The 17,857-nt window shown below is 57.7% G+C and carries 14 protein-coding genes; 7 read left to right on the top strand and 7 right to left on the bottom strand.

Features of this window, described 5'->3' with window-relative positions:
• The first annotated feature begins 6 nt into the window (after nucleotides 1–6).
• A complete protein-coding gene (gene treC, locus V1566_RS05420) occupies nucleotides 7–1,662 on the top strand; it encodes an alpha,alpha-phosphotrehalase (RefSeq protein ID WP_395305270.1) in 1,656 nt (551 codons plus the stop codon).
• Nucleotides 1,663–1,796: 134 nt separating this feature from the next.
• Nucleotides 1,797–2,543 carry an oligogalacturonate-specific porin KdgM family protein gene (locus tag V1566_RS05415; protein ID WP_395305269.1) on the top strand — a complete coding sequence of 249 codons (747 nt, stop codon included), beginning with the start codon at nucleotides 1,797–1,799 and terminating at the stop codon, nucleotides 2,541–2,543.
• Between the two features lie 8 nt (nucleotides 2,544–2,551).
• On the opposite strand, the gene V1566_RS05410 is transcribed toward V1566_RS05415, so the two are convergent.
• A complete protein-coding gene (locus V1566_RS05410; protein WP_395305268.1) occupies nucleotides 2,552–3,211 on the bottom strand; it encodes a MurR/RpiR family transcriptional regulator in 660 nt (219 codons plus the stop codon).
• Between the two features lie 179 nt (nucleotides 3,212–3,390).
• On the opposite strand from V1566_RS05410, the gene V1566_RS05405 reads away from it, so the two are divergent.
• From V1566_RS05405 to nrdG, 5 genes are all read left to right on the top strand, one after another.
• Nucleotides 3,391–4,794, top strand: a complete 1,404-nt coding sequence (locus V1566_RS05405; RefSeq protein ID WP_395305267.1) for a PTS fructose transporter subunit IIC — start codon at nucleotides 3,391–3,393, stop codon at nucleotides 4,792–4,794.
• A 10-nt stretch (nucleotides 4,795–4,804) separates the two neighbouring features.
• Nucleotides 4,805–7,402 (top strand): glycoside hydrolase family 38 C-terminal domain-containing protein, encoded by a 2,598-nt coding sequence (locus tag V1566_RS05400; protein WP_395305266.1) that lies wholly within the window; start codon nucleotides 4,805–4,807, stop codon nucleotides 7,400–7,402.
• A gap of 1 nt (nucleotide 7,403) precedes the next feature.
• Nucleotides 7,404–7,976, top strand: coding sequence for a fructose PTS transporter subunit IIA (locus V1566_RS05395; protein ID WP_395305265.1), 573 nt, complete (start codon nucleotides 7,404–7,406; stop codon nucleotides 7,974–7,976).
• Nucleotides 7,977–8,346: 370 nt separating this feature from the next.
• Complete coding sequence (gene nrdD / locus V1566_RS05390; protein ID WP_395305264.1) at nucleotides 8,347–10,485, top strand: anaerobic ribonucleoside-triphosphate reductase; 2,139 nt, start codon at nucleotides 8,347–8,349, stop codon at nucleotides 10,483–10,485.
• A gap of 106 nt (nucleotides 10,486–10,591) precedes the next feature.
• Nucleotides 10,592–11,056, top strand: a complete 465-nt coding sequence (gene nrdG / locus V1566_RS05385; protein WP_395305263.1) for an anaerobic ribonucleoside-triphosphate reductase-activating protein — start codon at nucleotides 10,592–10,594, stop codon at nucleotides 11,054–11,056.
• A gap of 32 nt (nucleotides 11,057–11,088) precedes the next feature.
• Here the strand turns inward: nrdG and V1566_RS05380 are convergent, their stop codons facing one another.
• From V1566_RS05380 to V1566_RS05355, 6 genes are read right to left on the bottom strand one after another with little or no spacing between them, the layout of a single operon-like run.
• The gene (locus V1566_RS05380) at nucleotides 11,089–12,999 is read right to left on the bottom strand and encodes a BglG family transcription antiterminator (protein ID WP_395305262.1); all 1,911 of its coding nucleotides are present in this window, start codon (nucleotides 12,997–12,999) and stop codon (nucleotides 11,089–11,091) included.
• Between the two features lie 19 nt (nucleotides 13,000–13,018).
• Complete coding sequence (locus V1566_RS05375; RefSeq protein ID WP_395305261.1) at nucleotides 13,019–14,155, bottom strand: lactonase family protein; 1,137 nt, start codon at nucleotides 14,153–14,155, stop codon at nucleotides 13,019–13,021.
• Nucleotides 14,156–14,191: 36 nt separating this feature from the next.
• Nucleotides 14,192–14,932 (bottom strand): KDGP aldolase family protein, encoded by a 741-nt coding sequence (locus tag V1566_RS05370; RefSeq protein WP_395305260.1) that lies wholly within the window; start codon nucleotides 14,930–14,932, stop codon nucleotides 14,192–14,194.
• Nucleotides 14,929–16,047: a DgaE family pyridoxal phosphate-dependent ammonia lyase gene (locus V1566_RS05365; protein ID WP_395305259.1), complete on the bottom strand. Its 1,119-nt coding sequence runs from the start codon at nucleotides 16,045–16,047 to the stop codon at nucleotides 14,929–14,931. The genes V1566_RS05370 and V1566_RS05365 overlap by 4 nt, the downstream gene beginning before the upstream one ends.
• Complete coding sequence (locus V1566_RS05360; protein ID WP_395305258.1) at nucleotides 16,031–17,164, bottom strand: amidohydrolase/deacetylase family metallohydrolase; 1,134 nt, start codon at nucleotides 17,162–17,164, stop codon at nucleotides 16,031–16,033. The genes V1566_RS05365 and V1566_RS05360 overlap by 17 nt, the downstream gene beginning before the upstream one ends.
• A 42-nt stretch (nucleotides 17,165–17,206) precedes the next feature.
• Complete coding sequence (locus V1566_RS05355; protein ID WP_010427370.1) at nucleotides 17,207–17,848, bottom strand: DUF4310 family protein; 642 nt, start codon at nucleotides 17,846–17,848, stop codon at nucleotides 17,207–17,209.
• Nucleotides 17,849–17,857 lie beyond the last annotated feature (9 nt).

Genomic DNA, 17,857 nt, shown 5'->3' with positions numbered 1-17,857 from the left:
CGCACTATGAATACCCTTCCTCACTGGTGGCAGAACGGCGTCATCTATCAGATTTACCCAAAGAGTTTCCAGGACACCACCGGCAGCGGCACCGGCGATTTACGCGGCGTGACGCAGCGTCTGGACTACCTGAAAACCCTCGGCATCGACGCCATCTGGCTGACGCCGTTTTATATCTCCCCGCAGGTGGATAACGGCTACGACGTGGCGAATTACACCGCCATCGACCCGGCTTACGGCACGCTGGATGATTTCGACGAGCTGGTTGCCCGGGCGCACACGCGCGGCATTCGCATCGTGCTGGATATGGTGTTTAACCACACCTCCACGCAGCACGCCTGGTTCCGCGAGTCGCTGAACAAAGCGAGCCCGTACCGCCAGTTCTACATCTGGCGCGACGGCAACCCGGAGCAGCTGCCCAACAACTGGCGCTCCAAGTTTGGCGGCAACGCCTGGCGCTGGCACGCCGAGAGCGAGCAGTACTATCTGCACCTGTTTGCGCCGGAGCAGGCGGATCTCAACTGGGAGAACCCGGCGGTGCGTGCCGAGCTGAAAAAGGTGTGCGAGTTCTGGGCCGATCGCGGCGTGGATGGCCTGCGTCTGGACGTGATTAACCTGATTTCAAAAGACCAGGATTTCCCGGACGACCACATCGGAGACGGCCGCCGCTTCTATACCGACGGGCCGCGCGTTCACGAATATCTGCAGGAGATGAGCCGCGACGTCTTTACCCCGCGCAACCTGATGACGGTAGGCGAGATGTCCTCGACCTCGCTGGAGAACTGCCAGCAGTACGCGTCGCTCGACGGCAGCGAGCTGTCGATGACCTTTAACTTCCATCATCTGAAGGTGGACTACCCCGGCGGCGAAAAGTGGACGAAGGCGAAGCCGGACTTCGTGGCGCTGAAAACCCTGTTTACCCACTGGCAGCAGGGGATGCACAACAAAGCCTGGAACGCGCTATTCTGGTGTAACCACGACCAGCCGCGCATCGTGTCACGCTTTGGTGACGAAGGGGAACACCGCGTGGCTGCCGCGAAGATGCTCGGCATGGTGCTGCACGGCATGCAGGGTACGCCGTATATCTATCAGGGTGAAGAGCTGGGGATGACCAACCCGCACTTCAGCCGCATCACCGATTACCGCGACGTGGAGAGCCTGAACATGTTCGCCGAACTGCGGGCCAATGGCCGTGAGCCGGATGAATTACTGGCGATTCTGGCGAGTAAGTCCCGTGATAACGGACGAACCCCAATGCAGTGGGACGCATCGCACAATGCGGGCTTTACCGAGGGCGAGCCGTGGATTGGCGTCTGCGATAACTACGAAACCGTGAACGCCCGCGCGGCGCTCGACGACCCGAATTCGGTGTTCTACACCTACCAGTCGCTGATTAGCCTGCGTAAAACCCTGCCGATACTGACGTGGGGGGATTATGAGGATCTCCTGCCGGAACATCCTTCTCTTTGGTGTTACCGCCGTCAGTGGCAGGGGCAGACGCTGATGGTGGCGGCAAACCTGAGCCGCGAGCGTCAGCACTGGCAGCCGGACCCGGTACCGGGAGCATGGCGGACCGCACTCAGTAACTATGAGGACGTTCCCTCCCGTCCCAATACGCTGATATTGCGTCCGTTTGAAGCCATCTGGTGGGTACAGGAATAAACTTCAGGAGATACAGCATGCTGTATCTCTTTTTTTATGTTTAGCGATACGCTAAATGTACGACGATAACTTTTACAACATGGCGCACCCAAAATAAAAATAGCCTGCCAATTAAATAACCTCGGCAGGACATTATGAAAAAGACAATTATTAAAGCAACGTGTATTAGCGCATTATTATTAAGCACGCAGGGATGGTGCGGGAATACGTCCGTCGACCTTCGCTTTGGCCATAATACGCGCTCAGACGTAAATGATTCACGTATTAAGGTCATGCATCAGGCGAATAACGGTTTTTACTTCTCCGTTGAAGCCGCACAAAACCACAACGATACCTTTTTTGGTGATACCGACCGATATAATCCAGACGACAAGGGGTTAACGGAGGCGGCACAGGAGATCGAAACGCGCTGGCGCTTCGATCTGGGCAATGGCTTCGCTGTTGCGCCAGGTATGGTGACCGTATTCACCGCCAGCAATACACATTATCGCCCCTTCATTCAGGGCTGGAAAGCGTTCGATAACGGTCTCAACCTATCTGCTCGCTATCGTTATAACACCGTCAATGATGCGCACAGCGACAAAGAGCTAGACGGCAGCGGCTATACCCGCCGCCAGTCGCACCAGTTTGATATTTGGTTCGCCTATAACATTGGCAAATTCGGTATGTCCTACAATCCACGCTTTCGCTGGCAGGATAATGTCGATCAGGGAACCGGGGATGATACCTACTGGGAACATACCGTCGCATTCAACTACAAGCTCGACGATGGCTGGACGCCTTACGTCGAACTGGTTTCGCTGGATAAAACGTACATCACGGCTGATGGCAATCATGAAAATGATTATGCCGTACGTCTGGGGATAGTGAAGCAGCTCTGACGGCCTGACTAAACCGTATCGTGCTGCAGTAGCCTGCAGCCGATACGGTCCACGGCGATTAACAGTTCAAGCTGCCCTTCCCGCTGATACAGCGATACCGCGTTAATGTCGATCAATAACGGCCAGCATAGCGTTGAAATTGCCGCCAGTGTCGACCCCTCGCGGGTAATCGCAATAATCTTTAACCCTTTGCGCAGCGCGTTACGCGCCATCTCGATCAGCGACTGCGTCTCCCCGGATTTACTGATCAACACCAGCGTCCCCTTCGATACCCGTGTCAGCTGGTGCATGTCATTCAAAATAAGGTGCGGCAGGCTCGCCAGCGATAAAAAGCGCGACAGGTAGTTGAGGCTGGTGAGCGATGCACCGCGCGCGTACAGATAGACATGACTGGAATGCGTAAGCAACCTCGACACCTCTGTCACAATATCATCCGCCTGCAGCCCCACGTCAGGCTCTACGGGTGCTGGTGTAGAATGATCGCGCAAAAAACGATACCGAAGCTCAGTATAGCTTTTATAGCCCATTTTTTTACATACACGATTAACGGATGTTGTCGTTGTAAAGGTATCCCGGGCAATCTCTTTTGCCGATATATTAGAAATATTACACGCATGATGCTGAATGTATTCAAATATCAAACGTTCACTTCCCTGGAATGAATTCATAAATTACGCCCTGTTTAATCCCGACATCATATTAACACAGCATAAAAATAGTCTCTGGAAGGCGCTTCACACATTGCATTTACGCGTATCACGATACGTAATTAGTATTAGCAAACATTAAAAACTGTTTTAGGTTCTCTTTATACTTTCCCTGTTTTCACATTCAGGGAATTATGACAATGACGAAACAAAAAGTTGTCGCGGTAACGGCCTGCCCGACAGGCATCGCGCATACCTTTATGGCGGCGAATAAAATTATTGCATGGGCTAAAGAGCACAATATCGACGTAAAGGTCGAAACGCAGGGCAGCGACGGCGTTAAAAACCGCTTAACAAAACAGGATATCGCCTCCGCCACGGCCATTATTCTGGCAACCGACGTTCCCATTCAGGATGCCGAGCGTTTTGAAAACATTCCCCACCTGCAGACCCGCACGCAAGAGCTTATCAAGCATACCGATCGCTATCTGCGTCAGGCGCTGGCAATGGAAAAAAACGTCATTTCCACCTGCGTAGCAGACGAAGACGAGAGCCAGCGTTCGGCTTACCAGGTCTTTATCGGCCATATCATGGCGGCCATCAGCTACATGCTACCGGTGGTGGTCATGGGCGGGCTGATGATGGCAACCGCCAAAATTACCGGGCAGTTTATCAACATTGAACATTCGCCATTCAGCGTACTGGATAAAGTGGGCTTTATGACCATTAAGTTCATGTACCCGGTTTTCGCCATGTATCTGGCGTTTTCCATTGCCGGTAAACCGGCGCTGATCCCCGGGCTTATTGGCGGCATCATGTCAGACGAAGTCTATAAGCGCTTCTTTGATATCGAAGGCTTTATGCCATCCGGCTTTTTCGGCGCCATTGGCATTGGCTTTTTTGTGGGTTATCTGGTGCGCTGGCTCAATGATTCGATTCACGTCCGTCAGCAGCTTACCACCATTAAAACCATGCTGGTCGTCCCGCTGATCACCGGCATTACGCTGGTGATGGTCATGGAATACCTGATTAACCCCATTTTTGGCTCGCTTAACCAACTGATGGTGGTCTTTTTTACCTCGGCAGGTGACACCGGACGCGGGTTCTATTCCGCAATGATCGCCGCGGGCACCGCGTTCGACCTGGGTGGTCCGGTCAACAAGGCTGCGGGCTCGGTCGCGCTTGGCCTGAATGGCATGAGCGCAACGTTTGATTTAACCGCCCGTGAACTCTCCATCGTAATCCCCTCCATTGGCGTTGGCTTTGCCGCATTCCTCAATGGTCGCTTTGGGCTGCCGGATGTCTTCAGCCAGGAAGAGAAAACCGTTGGCAGCACTTCGTTATTGCTGGGCGTTATCGGGATCTCGGAAGGCGCGATCCCGTTCATCCTGAAAAACCCACGACTGATCCCGGTGTTCATGACCGGTGCCGTCGCCGGCGCGCTGGTCGCCATTGCACTCGGCGTGAAGCAGACGCTGCCTCTGCCCGCCATCTGGGGCTGGCCGCTGGCAACCAATGTGGCGGGCTACCTGGCCAGCGTCTTTATTGGCGCACTGATTTGCGCCCTGGGCGTGCTCTATGTCAGCCCAAAGAACGCCGGGTAAGGGGAGCGTCATGAATCAGATCCACGTCATTGCCCATACGCACTGGGATCAGGAGTGGTACTTCACCCGTCAGGATAGCATGGTGCTGGCGTCATATAACTTTGCGGACGTCATCAACACGCTGGAGCAGGACCCGGCTTATCGTTGCTATCACCTTGACGGGCAGATGGCGGTGGTGGATGACTTTCTCGCCATCAATCCCGATTATCGCGCCAGGCTGGAAACGCTGGTCAGAGAGAAAAGGGTCTTTGTGGGGCCATGGTATACCCAGACGGACACCTACAACGTGCATGGCGAATCGATTATCCGCAACCTCAAATACGGCATCTTCGCTGCCCGGACGCTGGGGCATGCCATGCAGGTCGGGTATCTTCCGGATACCTTCGGCCACAATGCGCAGATGCCCACGATTTTGCAGGGCTGCAACATCGACAATATCGTCTTCTGGCGCGGCATCGATCACGACAGGCACGCCAACAGCAGCCAGTTCCTCTGGCGCGCGCCGTCAGGGGCGACCGTTATCGCCTGCGCGATGGCGTTTGGTTATGGTGCGGCCAAAAACATGGATACGGAAGCGAGCCATCTGCAGGGCAAAATCTACCCGATGGTCAATCTTCTGCGTTCACGGTCAGGTATCAACGACCTGCTCCTGCCCTGCGGCGGCGATCAGGTCAGCATCGACCCGGCGCTACCGAAAATCCTGCAGGTCGCCAGCGCACAGTCCCCGGATCAGGATCGTTACCTCATCAGTTCGCTGGAGCGCTATGTCGACATTCTGCGCGCGCAGCGTGAACAGTTTGAACTCTGGGAAGGGGAGCTGAAATCACCGCGCTACACCCGCATTCATAAAACGATCGGCTCTGTGCGCTACGACATCAAAAAGAAAAATGATGAAGTTGAGCAGTTCATCCTGCGGCAGCTGGAGCCGACAATCGCAATGGCGCGTCATCAGGGCATCCCGGTCAACCTCTCTGTGGTTGATACCCTCTGGAAGAAGCTGTTGCGAAGCCACGCCCACGACTCCATCGGCGGCTGCAACAGTGACGCTACCAACCGCGACATCCTGCATCGGCTGGAGCAAACCGAACAGCTGTGCCACAGCCTGTGGAATCTGGTGGTGAAAACCCTGGCCGACGCCTGCGTTCAGGAAGGCGATCTGCTGATTTTCAACCCGCTGGCCACCCCAACGCAGCGCGTGGTGAAAACCACTCTCTATAGCCGCGCCGAAAATATCGCTCTGACGTATCAGGGGCAGCCCATCCCCTTCGACGTCCTGAAAAGAGATATTCTGCCCGGCGGAACGGCGATCTCCCTTACCGCCGAAGGCGAGTGTGAAACGCCCCTTCCCCCTTATTTCCGCTGGCAGGTTGCTCTGCAACCCCCGGTTTTGCCGTCGGTCGGCTATCTTACCGTCAGTGTTGAAGAGAACCCTGCTCCGTTCCGGCAGCCTGAACAGATTAAGGGCTGTGAGATAGAGAATACGCACTATCAACTGACGCTGGACGCCGGAACGCTGACCCTGCATGACAAACGCAGCGGCAGACGTATCCCCTCTTTCTTTACCCTTGAAGACAGCGCGGACGCGGGCGACAGCTACGATTTCTCACCGCTTGCAGGCGACGCGCCAACGCGCTGCTCGCTTTTCACGCTCATCGACTGCCTGAAAACGCCGCTTGTCGAAAAGCTGATCGTCGAAGCCACGATGCTTCTTCCGCAGGATCTTGCGAGCCGTCAGAATGCTGCCCTAACGCCTTTATCCATTCGTCTGGTGTGCGAATTACGCCACGACGATCCGAACCTGTATGTCGAGAGTACGCTTGAAAACAGCCACTGCGATCACCGGCTACGTTTACTGATCGGCAGCGATATTCATACCCGTCACGCTATCGCCTCACAGCCCTTCGCAATAATCCAACGCGAAACGGGATATGACGGTGAAAACTGGCAGGAGCGCTATCGCGAGATGCCCGTGGATATCGAAACCAGTGAGGGAATTATTGCTGTCGCGGAAGCGGGCAAAGCGCTGGTGGTGAATAGCCGCGGTATGAAGGAATTTCAGATCATCGGCAGCGAACCGGCCGCTATTGCTCTGACGTTGTTTAAAGCGACGGGCGTGCTCGGACGCAACGATCTCGACTGGCGACCAGGTCGGGCGTCCGGCATCAATAACACGGTGGTTGAGACCCCTGATGCCCAGTTGCTGAAACCGCTGTGCTTTTCATTCACCGTCGCGCTGGCCGACAACGCCGGGCATCTCACGCTTCGCCAGCTGGAAAATCAGGCGGCCGGACAGCCCTTCACCTATCAACGTCAGACGCTGCACACGCTCGATCACCGTCTTGAGCGCTTTTCGTTGCGTCTGCCTGAACGCAGGCTATCGCCAGAATTCTCACTGTTGACCTTGCCGGAGCCGCTCATCCTTTCCGCTCTGCCCCATGCGCAGCAGCTGACTGGCAACGTCGTGCGGGTGTTTAACGCCGGCACGCAGCCGGCTCCCGTCCCGAAAAGTCTGGCAGGTCTCCGTCAGATCAACTATCTGGAAGAGCCGGTGCAGCCAGTAACGGCGATTCTCCCTTTCGCGACCTGCGATTTTTTAATGGAGGCTTAATATGAACTTGCTTGCATTGACGCACCCCGCTCTGGTTTTTATCAACCCGCCGCACCGTTCGCCTGAAGCGCTGATACGCTGGCTCGCCGAACCGCTCGCAAGGCGAAAAATCATCAGCGATGAAGAAACGTTTATTCAGAGCGTGTTACAACGCGAAAGTGAAGGCCCAACCGCGCTGGGTGAAGCGCTCGCCGTCCCGCACGGTAAAACCGAGGCGGTGCATCAGGCGGCGTTTTGTCTGGCGCTCTTTGACGACCCGATACGCTGGCCGGGGCTGGACGGTGATGAAGAGGTCAGAATGGTTTTCCTGCTCGCCATTCCGCCAGCGGAAGCAGGCAGTACCCATATGCAGTTGCTAACGACACTGACCAGTTTATTGACGGAAGATCGGGTGCGTGAGCGGCTGCTGGCAGCGCGCACCAGGGAAGAGGCGATGTCCGCCCTAAGTGCTGAAGAACCTCAAAAACAGGACGATCCCCCTGAACGCTCCCTTCTCATCCCGGTGGTGCTGGGATGTATCGCTACCGCAGCCTTTTTGCAGGCGGGATTGAGCTGGGTCTGCAGCGTGAGTTAAACGAGCAGCGCTCAGGCCAGGCTGTGCTGAGCGCTTGTTTTTGTTGAATAATTAATCAGATTTTTCTCGCATGCCTTTACAATCGCTGAAGCGCCCGTCGTTTGTACTCTCGTCTTTTTACTTTGTTCTGCATCAAATAAATCGCAAACATGTTTGATGCAAATCACTATATATAGCACTTAAAATGCACATCGACCCAACATCTTGTATTTATCGTCTACTATTCCAACAACAAGACGGCGCTTACGCTGGCCGGAATTGTGGATAACACGAGCTGGGAACGCGGGAAGTCTTTGACCCGGCGGGGACTGCGCCCGGTGAATACTTCTCCACCTCTGTGGATAACCTGTTTTCAAAAAATGGAGTGATCATGACACCGCATGTGATGAAACGTGATGGCTGTAAAGTGCCGTTTAAATCAGAGCGCATCCAGGAAGCCATTCTGCGTGCAGCTAAAGCAGCGGGAGTCGATGACGCAGATTACTGCGCCACCGTCGCAGAAGTCGTTAGCAGCCAGATGACTGAACGCAGCCAGGTCGACATCAACGAGATCCAGACCGCGGTTGAGAACCAACTGATGGCGGGGCCTTACAAGCAGCTGGCACGCGCCTACATTGAGTACCGTCACGATCGTGATGTGCAGCGTGAGAAGCGCGGTCGTCTGAACCAGGAGATCCGTGGCCTGGTGGAGCAGACCAACTCCGCCCTGCTCAATGAAAACGCCAACAAAGACAGTAAAGTGATCCCGACCCAGCGCGACCTGCTGGCCGGTATCGTCGCCAAACACTATGCCCGTCAGCATCTGCTGCCGCGCGACGTGGTCTCGGCGCACGAGCGCGGTGAGATCCACTACCACGACCTCGACTATTCGCCGTTCTTCCCGATGTTCAACTGCATGCTGATCGACCTGAAAGGCATGCTGACCCACGGTTTTAAAATGGGTAACGCCGAGATTGAACCGCCTAAGTCGATCTCCACCGCCACCGCCGTCACCGCGCAGATTATCGCTCAGGTTGCCAGCCACATTTATGGCGGCACCACGATTAACCGTATTGATGAAGTGCTGGCTCCGTTCGTGACGGCAAGCTTCAACAAGCATCGTAAAACGGCCGAAGAGTGGCAGATCCCGGACGCTGACGGCTACGCGCACTCCCGCACCGAGAAAGAGTGCTACGACGCCTTCCAGTCGCTGGAGTATGAGGTGAACACGCTGCACACCGCCAACGGCCAGACGCCGTTTGTGACCTTCGGTTTTGGTCTGGGCACCAGCTGGGAATCACGCCTGATCCAGCAGTCCATCCTGCGCAACCGTATTTCCGGCCTCGGCAAGAACCGCAAAACGGCGGTGTTCCCGAAACTGGTGTTCGCCATCCGCGACGGCCTGAACCACAAGTTTGGCGATCCGAACTACGACATCAAACAGCTGGCGCTGGAGTGCGCGAGCAAGCGTATGTACCCGGACATCCTGAACTACGATCAGGTCGTCAAAGTGACCGGTTCGTTTAAAACGCCTATGGGCTGCCGCAGCTTCCTCGGCGTGTACGAAGATGAAAACGGCGAGCAGATCCACGACGGACGTAACAACCTGGGCGTCATCAGCCTGAACCTGCCGCGCATCGCGCTGGAGGCGAAAGGTAATGAAGCTGAATTCTGGACGCTGCTGGACGAGCGTCTGCAGCTGGCGCGCAAAGCGCTGATGACCCGTATTGCGCGCCTTGAAGGGGTCAAAGCCCGCGTGGCGCCGATCCTCTATATGGAAGGGGCCTGCGGCGTGCGTCTGAAAGCGGACGATGACGTGTCGGAGATCTTCAAAAACGGTCGCGCGTCCATTTCGCTGGGCTATATCGGTATTCACGAGACCATCAACGCCCTGGCGGGCGATACGCATATGTACGACAGCGAGGCCCTGCGCGAAAAAGGCATCGCCATCGTTCAGCGCCTGCGCGATGCGGTTGACCAGTGGAAAGAGGAAACCGGCTACGGGTTTAGCCTCTACAGCACGCCGAGCGAGAACCTGTGCGACCGCTTCTGCCGTCTTGACACCGCCGAGTTCGGGATTGTGGAAGGCGTGACCGACAAAGGGTATTACACCAACAGCTTCCACCTCGACGTGGAGAAAAAGGTGAACCCGTACGACAAGATCGACTTCGAAGCGGCGTATCCGCCGATCGCCAGCGGCGGCTTCATCTGCTACGGCGAGTACCCGAACATTCAGCACAACCTGAAGGCGCTGGAAGACGTGTGGGATTACAGCTATCAGCACGTGCCGTATTACGGGACCAACACGCCAATCGACGAGTGCTACGAGTGCGGCTTTACCGGTGAGTTCGAGTGTACGAGCAAAGGCTTCACCTGCCCGAAATGCGGCAACCACGACGCGGCCCGCGTCTCCGTGACCCGTCGCGTGTGCGGCTATCTCGGCAGCCCGGACGCGCGTCCGTTTAACGCCGGCAAGCAGGAAGAGGTGAAGCGCCGCGTTAAGCACTTGGGGAATGGGCAGATCGGGTAACCCTCTGCCACATTCATGCCCGGTGGCGCTACGCTTACCGGGCCTACAATCCGCATTCACACTGTAGGCCGGGTAAGCGCAGCGCCACCCGGCTTGGTTATCCGCTATGAATTATCATCAATACTACCCCGTCGACATCGTCAACGGCCCCGGCACCCGCTGCACCCTGTTCGTCTCAGGCTGCGTCCACGAATGCCCCGGCTGCTACAACAAAAGCACCTGGCGTCTGAACTCCGGCATGCCGTTTACCGCTGAGATGGAAGACAAGATCGTCAACGACCTGAACGACACGCGCATTCACCGTCAGGGGATCTCACTTTCCGGTGGCGACCCCCTGCACCCGCAAAACGTGCCGGATATCCTGAAGCTGGTGAAGCGCATTCGGGCAGAGTGTACGGGAAAAGATATCTGGGTCTGGACAGGCTACAGGCTGGAAGAGCTGAACGTGCAGCAAATGGAAGTGGTGGATCTGATTAACGTCCTGGTCGACGGCAAGTTCGTACAGGATTTAAAAGACCCGGCGCTGATTTGGCGCGGCAGCAGCAACCAGGTTGTGCATCATCTGCGTTGAACAAAGGCGGATGTTATCCGTCCGCCTTTACCTCAAAACCGACTCAAACTCTCCATCGCCACCGCCTTAAACTCGGCAAAATCTCCGCAGCTACAGAGCCGCGACATCGCCCGTTCACGCAGGAAGGTGACGAAGATATCGTAAATCGCCATCGCCTCTTCGTATTCGCTTTTGCTGATGGCGAGCAGGAAGATGACGTGCGCGGTTTCGTCGCCCCACTGGACGCCGTGCGGGGCGAGCACGGTATAGACTACCGTTTTCTGCGCCAGCAGGCCGAGGGAGTGCGGGAGCGCGATGCCGTCGCCGAGCATGGTGCTGACGATGGCTTCACGCTCGACGACGGAATCCAGGAACTCCGCGCCGACAAACCCCTCGCCTTCAAGCTGCGCGCACAGTTCACGGAACAGCGTTTGCTGGTCAACAGGCTTGTCGATAATGCGGAAATGAGCCGCGTCGAAGTATTTATCCAGCATCCACGGGCGGGTGCGGTCCACCAGCACCAGCTTGCCGATCTGCTCTAACTGATAGTCGGTCGGGAACGGGGCGATCGTCACCACCGGTTTCGACTTTTCGCTGACGCGGGCGGTGGCAATCACAAAATCTTCACTAATCGTTTCCGCCAGCTCGTACTCGCGCAGGGTGAGCGTGCGCGTGACCTCAATCTGCGGGTATTTACGCTGTAGCACCGCTTCAATCATGCGGACCATAGCATTACCGGCGTCGCACACCAGCAGCACGCGCGGCTGGCGCTGGTAGCCAATGTTGTAGTGGCGCTCCAGCCCGACGCCAATATGCAGCACCAGGAAGCCAATCTCGTTTTCGCTGATCACATACGGCGTGTATTTGCCCCAGCTCGATACCGCCGCGAGGGTCATATCCCACGCCATCGGGTAGTGCTGCTTGATGTTATCCAGCAGCGGATTGGGGATCATGATTTGATACCGCACGCGGGTGATCATGGTTTTGATGTGCGTGAGCAGGTCCGCGTGCAGCTGCGCGTCGCTGAGCAGGTTGTAGTTATAGTGGGTGTTGATGTAGCGCAGGATGTAGTTGACCAGCGCTTCGTCGTCATCGGCGTTAATAGCGCTCGGGGCAATCTCCTGGATCTGCCGCGCCGCAATGTGCACGCACAGCCAGCTCTCCTCCGAAGGTGAAAGCGCTTTGCCCGCCAGCTGCTGGATAGTAACGGCGATATCCTTCGCCGCCTCGCGCACGTTCTCTTCCACGTCTTCGGCGTGGAATTCCGGCAGCGGATAGCCCTCGCTGATGCGCCGCACCGACACCGCGCAGTACAGGCGCAGGAACAGCTCGCCTTCATCGGTCAGACGGATGTGATGACGCGTCAGCGCCTCGTGCAGCACGGGCACCATCTGCTCCGCCACGCCTGCATTCAGCGCCACGTCGGTCACCAGCGGGTTGAGGCTGTCCTGCTGCGCCAGCTCCCAGAGCAGATCGGTCAGGCAGGCGCGGGTGGACATCTCGCTGCCAAACAGCTTCATGCCGTGGCGCGGACGCGTTTCCAGCGTCAGGTTATAGCGATGGAACCACTCGCGGACTTCCGCCATGTCGCTTTGCAGCGTGGCGCGGCTGACGAACCACTCGTCCGCCAGATCCTCGAGCTTAAGAGAAAATGCCGAGGTGAGAAAACGCACCACCAGATAGTGCACGCGCTCCGGCCCGGTCCGCGGAATACGCAGCGCGCGAGGGTGGGAGGCCTGCAGCTGCTGGTAGCGCTCGGCATCCTCAATTTTGAGCTGGTAGCCGTTGCCCCGGCTCAATATAAACTGCGCGCCGTGGCCTGCCAGCAGCGCGTTCAGGGCGGTGATATCGGCACGGACGGTTCGCGTGGAGACCGACAGCCGCTGCGCCAGCTCGTCCTGCGGCAGCGTCTCGTTTTGCAACAGATCAAAAAGTTGCGCTAAACGTTGGTTCGGAAATCGCACGGGTTTGTCCTCTTACGGCTTAAGGTGAAATGACCATCTGGGATGGGCTGCCGACCGGGGTGTAGTCTGGCTCGAAGCTCAATTTGCCGTCCTGCGCAACGCGGAAACGGGTAATGTTGTCGCTGCGCTGGTTCATGACGTACAGCCAGCGCCCCTGCTTATCAAGCGTCAGGGTGCGCGGGTAGTCGCCGCGCGTCCACACGTCGTCCTGATGCGTCAGCGTGCCCTCCGCTGTTACGGTAAAGTGCCCGATGCTGTTATGCAAACGGTTAGCCACATACAGCTGTTTACCGTCGGCGCTTAATGCCAGCCCGGCAGCAAAGCTGGTGCCTTTGTAACCTTCCGGCAGGGCTGAAAGCGTTTTGCCCTCTTTTAAGGTGCCATTGGCGCTCACGGTATAATGGGTGAGCGTAGACGCCTCTTCGTTAATCAGCCACAGGGCATCGCCTTTTGGCGTAAAGACAAAGTGGCGCGGCCCGGCGCCTTTTGAGGAGGCGCTGATAAACGGCGGATCGTTCGGCATCAGCTTCCCTGTTCGATCGTCAAAACGGTACTGGTAGAGGCGATCCAACCCAAGATCGGTCGAAAATACGTACTTCCCGCTCGGATCGGCGGCGATCATGTGCGCATGGGGGCCGTTATGATCGCTGATGGCAAAGCTGCCCTCCGCTGCCGCTTCCGGCTTCGCCGCGCCCGGTTCGCCCTGATCCTGACGTGTGTCCGTAGCCTCACCCAGGCTGCCGTCTGCTTTAACGGGCAGCACTGCGATAGATCCGCTGACGTAGTTCGCCACCAGAAGATGGCGACCGTTCGGCGTCAGCGACAGGTAAACCGGCCCCGCACCGCTGGAGGCCACCTGATTCAGCTCGCTCAGCGCGCCGTTATCGCCCACGCGCAGCGCCTGCACCACGCCCCGCTCCACTTCGCTTGCCAGATAGAGCGTTTTGCCGTCGCGCGAGACGGCCAGTTGCGCAGCGTTCGGCAGCTTGCTCACCAGCGTTTTATTCGCCAGCGCGCCGCTTTGCGGGTCAACGGTAAAGCGGTACAGCCCTTCGCCGTTGGGGTTGTAGGTGCCCACCCAGGCGTATTGCGTCTGGGCGATGGCGGTGGTGGCGAACATTGAGAGTGAAGCAACAAGCAGGGTACGGGTGTGCATGGTGGCTCCTTCAGGTGTGTGCGGTAAGGTTTTATTCTACTTAACCAGCTTCTTCGTCATCGCAAGCAGCGTACGCACATCTTCCGGACGCGTATCGCCGCTGGCTTTGTCGATAATCGAGCTGTAGATATGCGGGATGATTTTGCTCACGCCCGCGTCGAGGGCGATCTGCAGGATCTCCTCATAGTTTTCCAGATCGATACCTCCGGTTGGCTCCAGCCAGAAGTCGTGACGGGCGCAGGCTTCCGCCACCGCTTTGTACTCGTCACGGCACTTCAGGCCGCCCATCGGGAAGTATTTGATGGAGCTGCCGCCGAAATCTTTCAGCAGGGCAATCGCAGTTTCAACCGGTACGATGCCGTCAGGCGCGGCGCTGCTCAGCGGGCCGGTGGAGATTTTGACCATCCCGACGGTGCCGGTCGGAGAGACCAGACCGTTGACCACCGTTTCATTCTGCCCCAGCAGCGCGCGGCTGGTGGCCACGCCGGTAAAGACCTGGTTGACGTGCTGCGGCTGCACCTGGCGGGAAATTTCGCTCACCATCGCCGACTGGTTCGGATCCCCCGCGCCGAGGCCTACGGAGAGCGCGTTATCAATCAGCGCGGCATATTCACGCATATCGGCAACGGCGCTCGCCACGTCCGGGTAATTTTTGGAGAGCACGCCCACCAGCACGTGACCTTCCGCCGCCTCGTAAATGGCGCTGGCGTTGGCTTTCGATCCTGCCAGCACGTTCAGGCAGACGCGGTCACGGTAAAAGTTGGGGGTCAGTTTCATGCTTTTTTCTCCTGTCCTAATACTTCGCTAATGCGGCGGTACACAATGTTCAGCTGGTCAGCATTCACGCTGCGCACGTCCGCCTCGATAATCCCTTCGTTGGCCTTGTAGCCACGGAAGTAAATGGCGTATTCACCCTGTTTGAGTTTCGCCACCAGATCGCCCGTGCCGACGCCCGTTGCCGCTTCGTCAAACTTAATCTCGGTGCGCGCGATATCGCGACCGGCGCTGTCCCAGACCACGCGCGCGGTCACGCCGTTCAGGGTGTTGAGCGCGTCGATAAACGGCGTCATCTTCGCCACCATCTCGGCACCGCTCTCCTTGGTCGCGGTAAGGTAATGTTCGATGGCGCAGGTCAGGCCAAGAATGCCCTCTTTACCCACCTTCATTGCGCGGCCAATGCCCGCCGTCTGGCGCTTCACCCACTCGACGTACTGGGTTTTACCGATCACCAGCCCGCTGGTTGGCCCTTCAATCGCCTTCGCGCCGCTGTAGATCACCAGATCGGCACCGGAGCGGTAGTACGTGTGCAGATCTTCTTCTGCCGCCGCATCGACGATCAGCGGGAGATCGTGCTTGCGCGCGACCACCGCCGCCTGCTCGACGCTGAGCATGCTTTTCTGTACGCAGTGGTGAGATTTAATGTAGAGGATCGCCGCGGTGCGCGGGCCGATCGCCGACGCCAGCTGATCGGCGGAGCATTCGTTGGCGTAGCCCGCTTCCACCAGCTTACCGCCGCCCAGCGCCACCATGGTGCCCACCGGCGCGCCAAAGTTCACGTTGTGGCCTTTCGGCAGGACGATCTCGTTATTCTCGATTGGAGTGACGTGCAGGTTTTCCAGCAGCCAGTCGCTGTCTTTCACCAGCACCGCCGCCACCGACTGGGCAATGCCCGCCGACGCGCAGGAGACAACCGTCGCCCCTTCAACATCCAGCAGCTTCGCGATGTATTCACCGGTTTTATTAACCAGATCCTTCATCTCGAAGTACTCATTCATGCCGTCCATTGCCGCCTGCACCACTTCCGGGCGCGGGGTGGAGACGCCCAGCGCCGTCATGCGGCCAGAGGTGTTGATAACCTGCTTTAAGTTGTACTTCTCATAAATCGAAGGCATGTTCCGTGCTCCCTTGTTCGGTCATGTAGCCCTTGCCCGCGCGGATCGCGGCAAGCGGCACCAGAATGTGTTCAGCCTGCAGGCTGTCGTTTTCAGCATCCGTCAGCACCGTCGGCTGGCGTTTGAGCGTGAACAGCGTCAGGTCGGCGTCGAGACCCGGCTGAATGCGGCCCTTGCGCGCCAGGCGCAGGCCGTCGGCGGCGTTCGCGGTCACGCAGTCAATCACCTGCGGCAGCGACATGCCGATGGCGAGAAACTTCGACATCACGCTTGCCAGCGAGCCGACCGGGCCGTTGATGCGGTTGCGGCAGTAGATATCCGAGCTGATGGTGTGCGGCAGAATGCCCATCGCGATGGCGCGTTTCGCCACCTCAAAGCTGAAGCTCGCCGTGCCGTGCCCCACGTCCAGACGCACGCCGCGCTTCAGGGCGGAGGTGATGGAGGCGCGCAGCTCGCCGGAGGGCGTCAGAATGCGGTTGGGTTTGCCGTTGTAGCAGTGGGTGATAATGTCGCCCGAGCTCAGCAGCTCGGCAATTTCGTCGAGGTTCGGCGGGTTGTTGCCAATGTGCACCATCAGCGGCAGGTCGCCGTTCTCTTTCTGAATGGCCTTGGCGCGCTCCAGCGGCGTAATGCCGTTTTCACCGACCACGCTGCTGCTCATGCGCGCCTTCAGGCCAACGATAAAATCAGGGTGACGCTTCACCGCCTGTCTGACCGCGTCGGCGTCGATGTTGGCCATATTGGCCAGCTCGTTCTGCGCAATCAGCCCCACGCGGGAAATATTCAGCAGGGCAAACACCTCGGTTGAAGCTTTGCGGGTAATCTCATAGAAGTCATCTACGTCGTCGGCACCGGTACTGCCCGCGTCCACAACGGAGGTCACGCCGGTGGCAATGCCCACGCTGTCCGGCTCGTCGTGGTAAATCGGGGAGTTCGGGTAGCAGTGAACGTGGGAGTCAATCCAGCCTGCGCTGACGAACACGTCGCCGTTCAGCTCAACCGTTTTAAGCGTGGGGGCGTCAATCTCGCCCAGCGCCGCGATCTTCCCGTCCTGAATGGCGATATCGGTCAGGGTATCGTCGGCAAGGCGCGCACGGCGCAGGAGTAAATCAAACATGAGGATCTCCTGATAAGGCGGGCGCCTGAGCGCCCGCGGGTATTAAAGGGCGACCGGGAACAGCCAGCCCAACAGCATTGCGCCGAGAATGGCGCCACCGGTGATCGGCTTCTGCCAGATGTAGAACACCAGCGCACCCAGCAGGGAACCGACGCCGATAGGAATGGAGGCGGTCATGGCGCTGAGGATAATCAACGGCCCGAGGAAGCGGCCGGAGGCGTTACCCGCGCCCATCATTACGTCTGCACCGTAGGTGGAGTTGCTCTGATTGATGGTGAACTTACGCGCCAGGATGATGACGTAGCCAATCGCCAGACCAATCACCAGGCCGGTAATCAGCGCGGCAATGAAGTTGGTCACCGGGAACATGATGCCCGCGCCCAGCAGCAGCGCCGGAACGCCGAGGCCCACGCCGGTCTGGATGGCACCGCCGATATCGAGAATACCCACCAGCGACCCTTCGATAATGCGGGCGAACAGGAAGCTTGCGCCGAACGCCGCCACCGCGCCGTAGACGCCGGTATCCATTCCCGCTTTCAGCATCGCCACGAAGGCCACTTCGTTAAACGCGCCGATGCCGTAGAGGTAGTACATGTGCGTCCCGGCGAAGACGCCGGAGGAGAGCAGGCCAACGAAGATCGGGAACGACCAGTCGGCATACCAAAAACCTTTATTCTGTTCCATGTAGAGGCT

This window comes from Enterobacter sp. ECC-019, from assembly GCF_043974075.1.
Lineage (GTDB): Bacteria > Pseudomonadota > Gammaproteobacteria > Enterobacterales > Enterobacteriaceae > Enterobacter > Enterobacter asburiae_D.
This window is presented reverse-complemented; position numbering and strand designations above follow the sequence as displayed.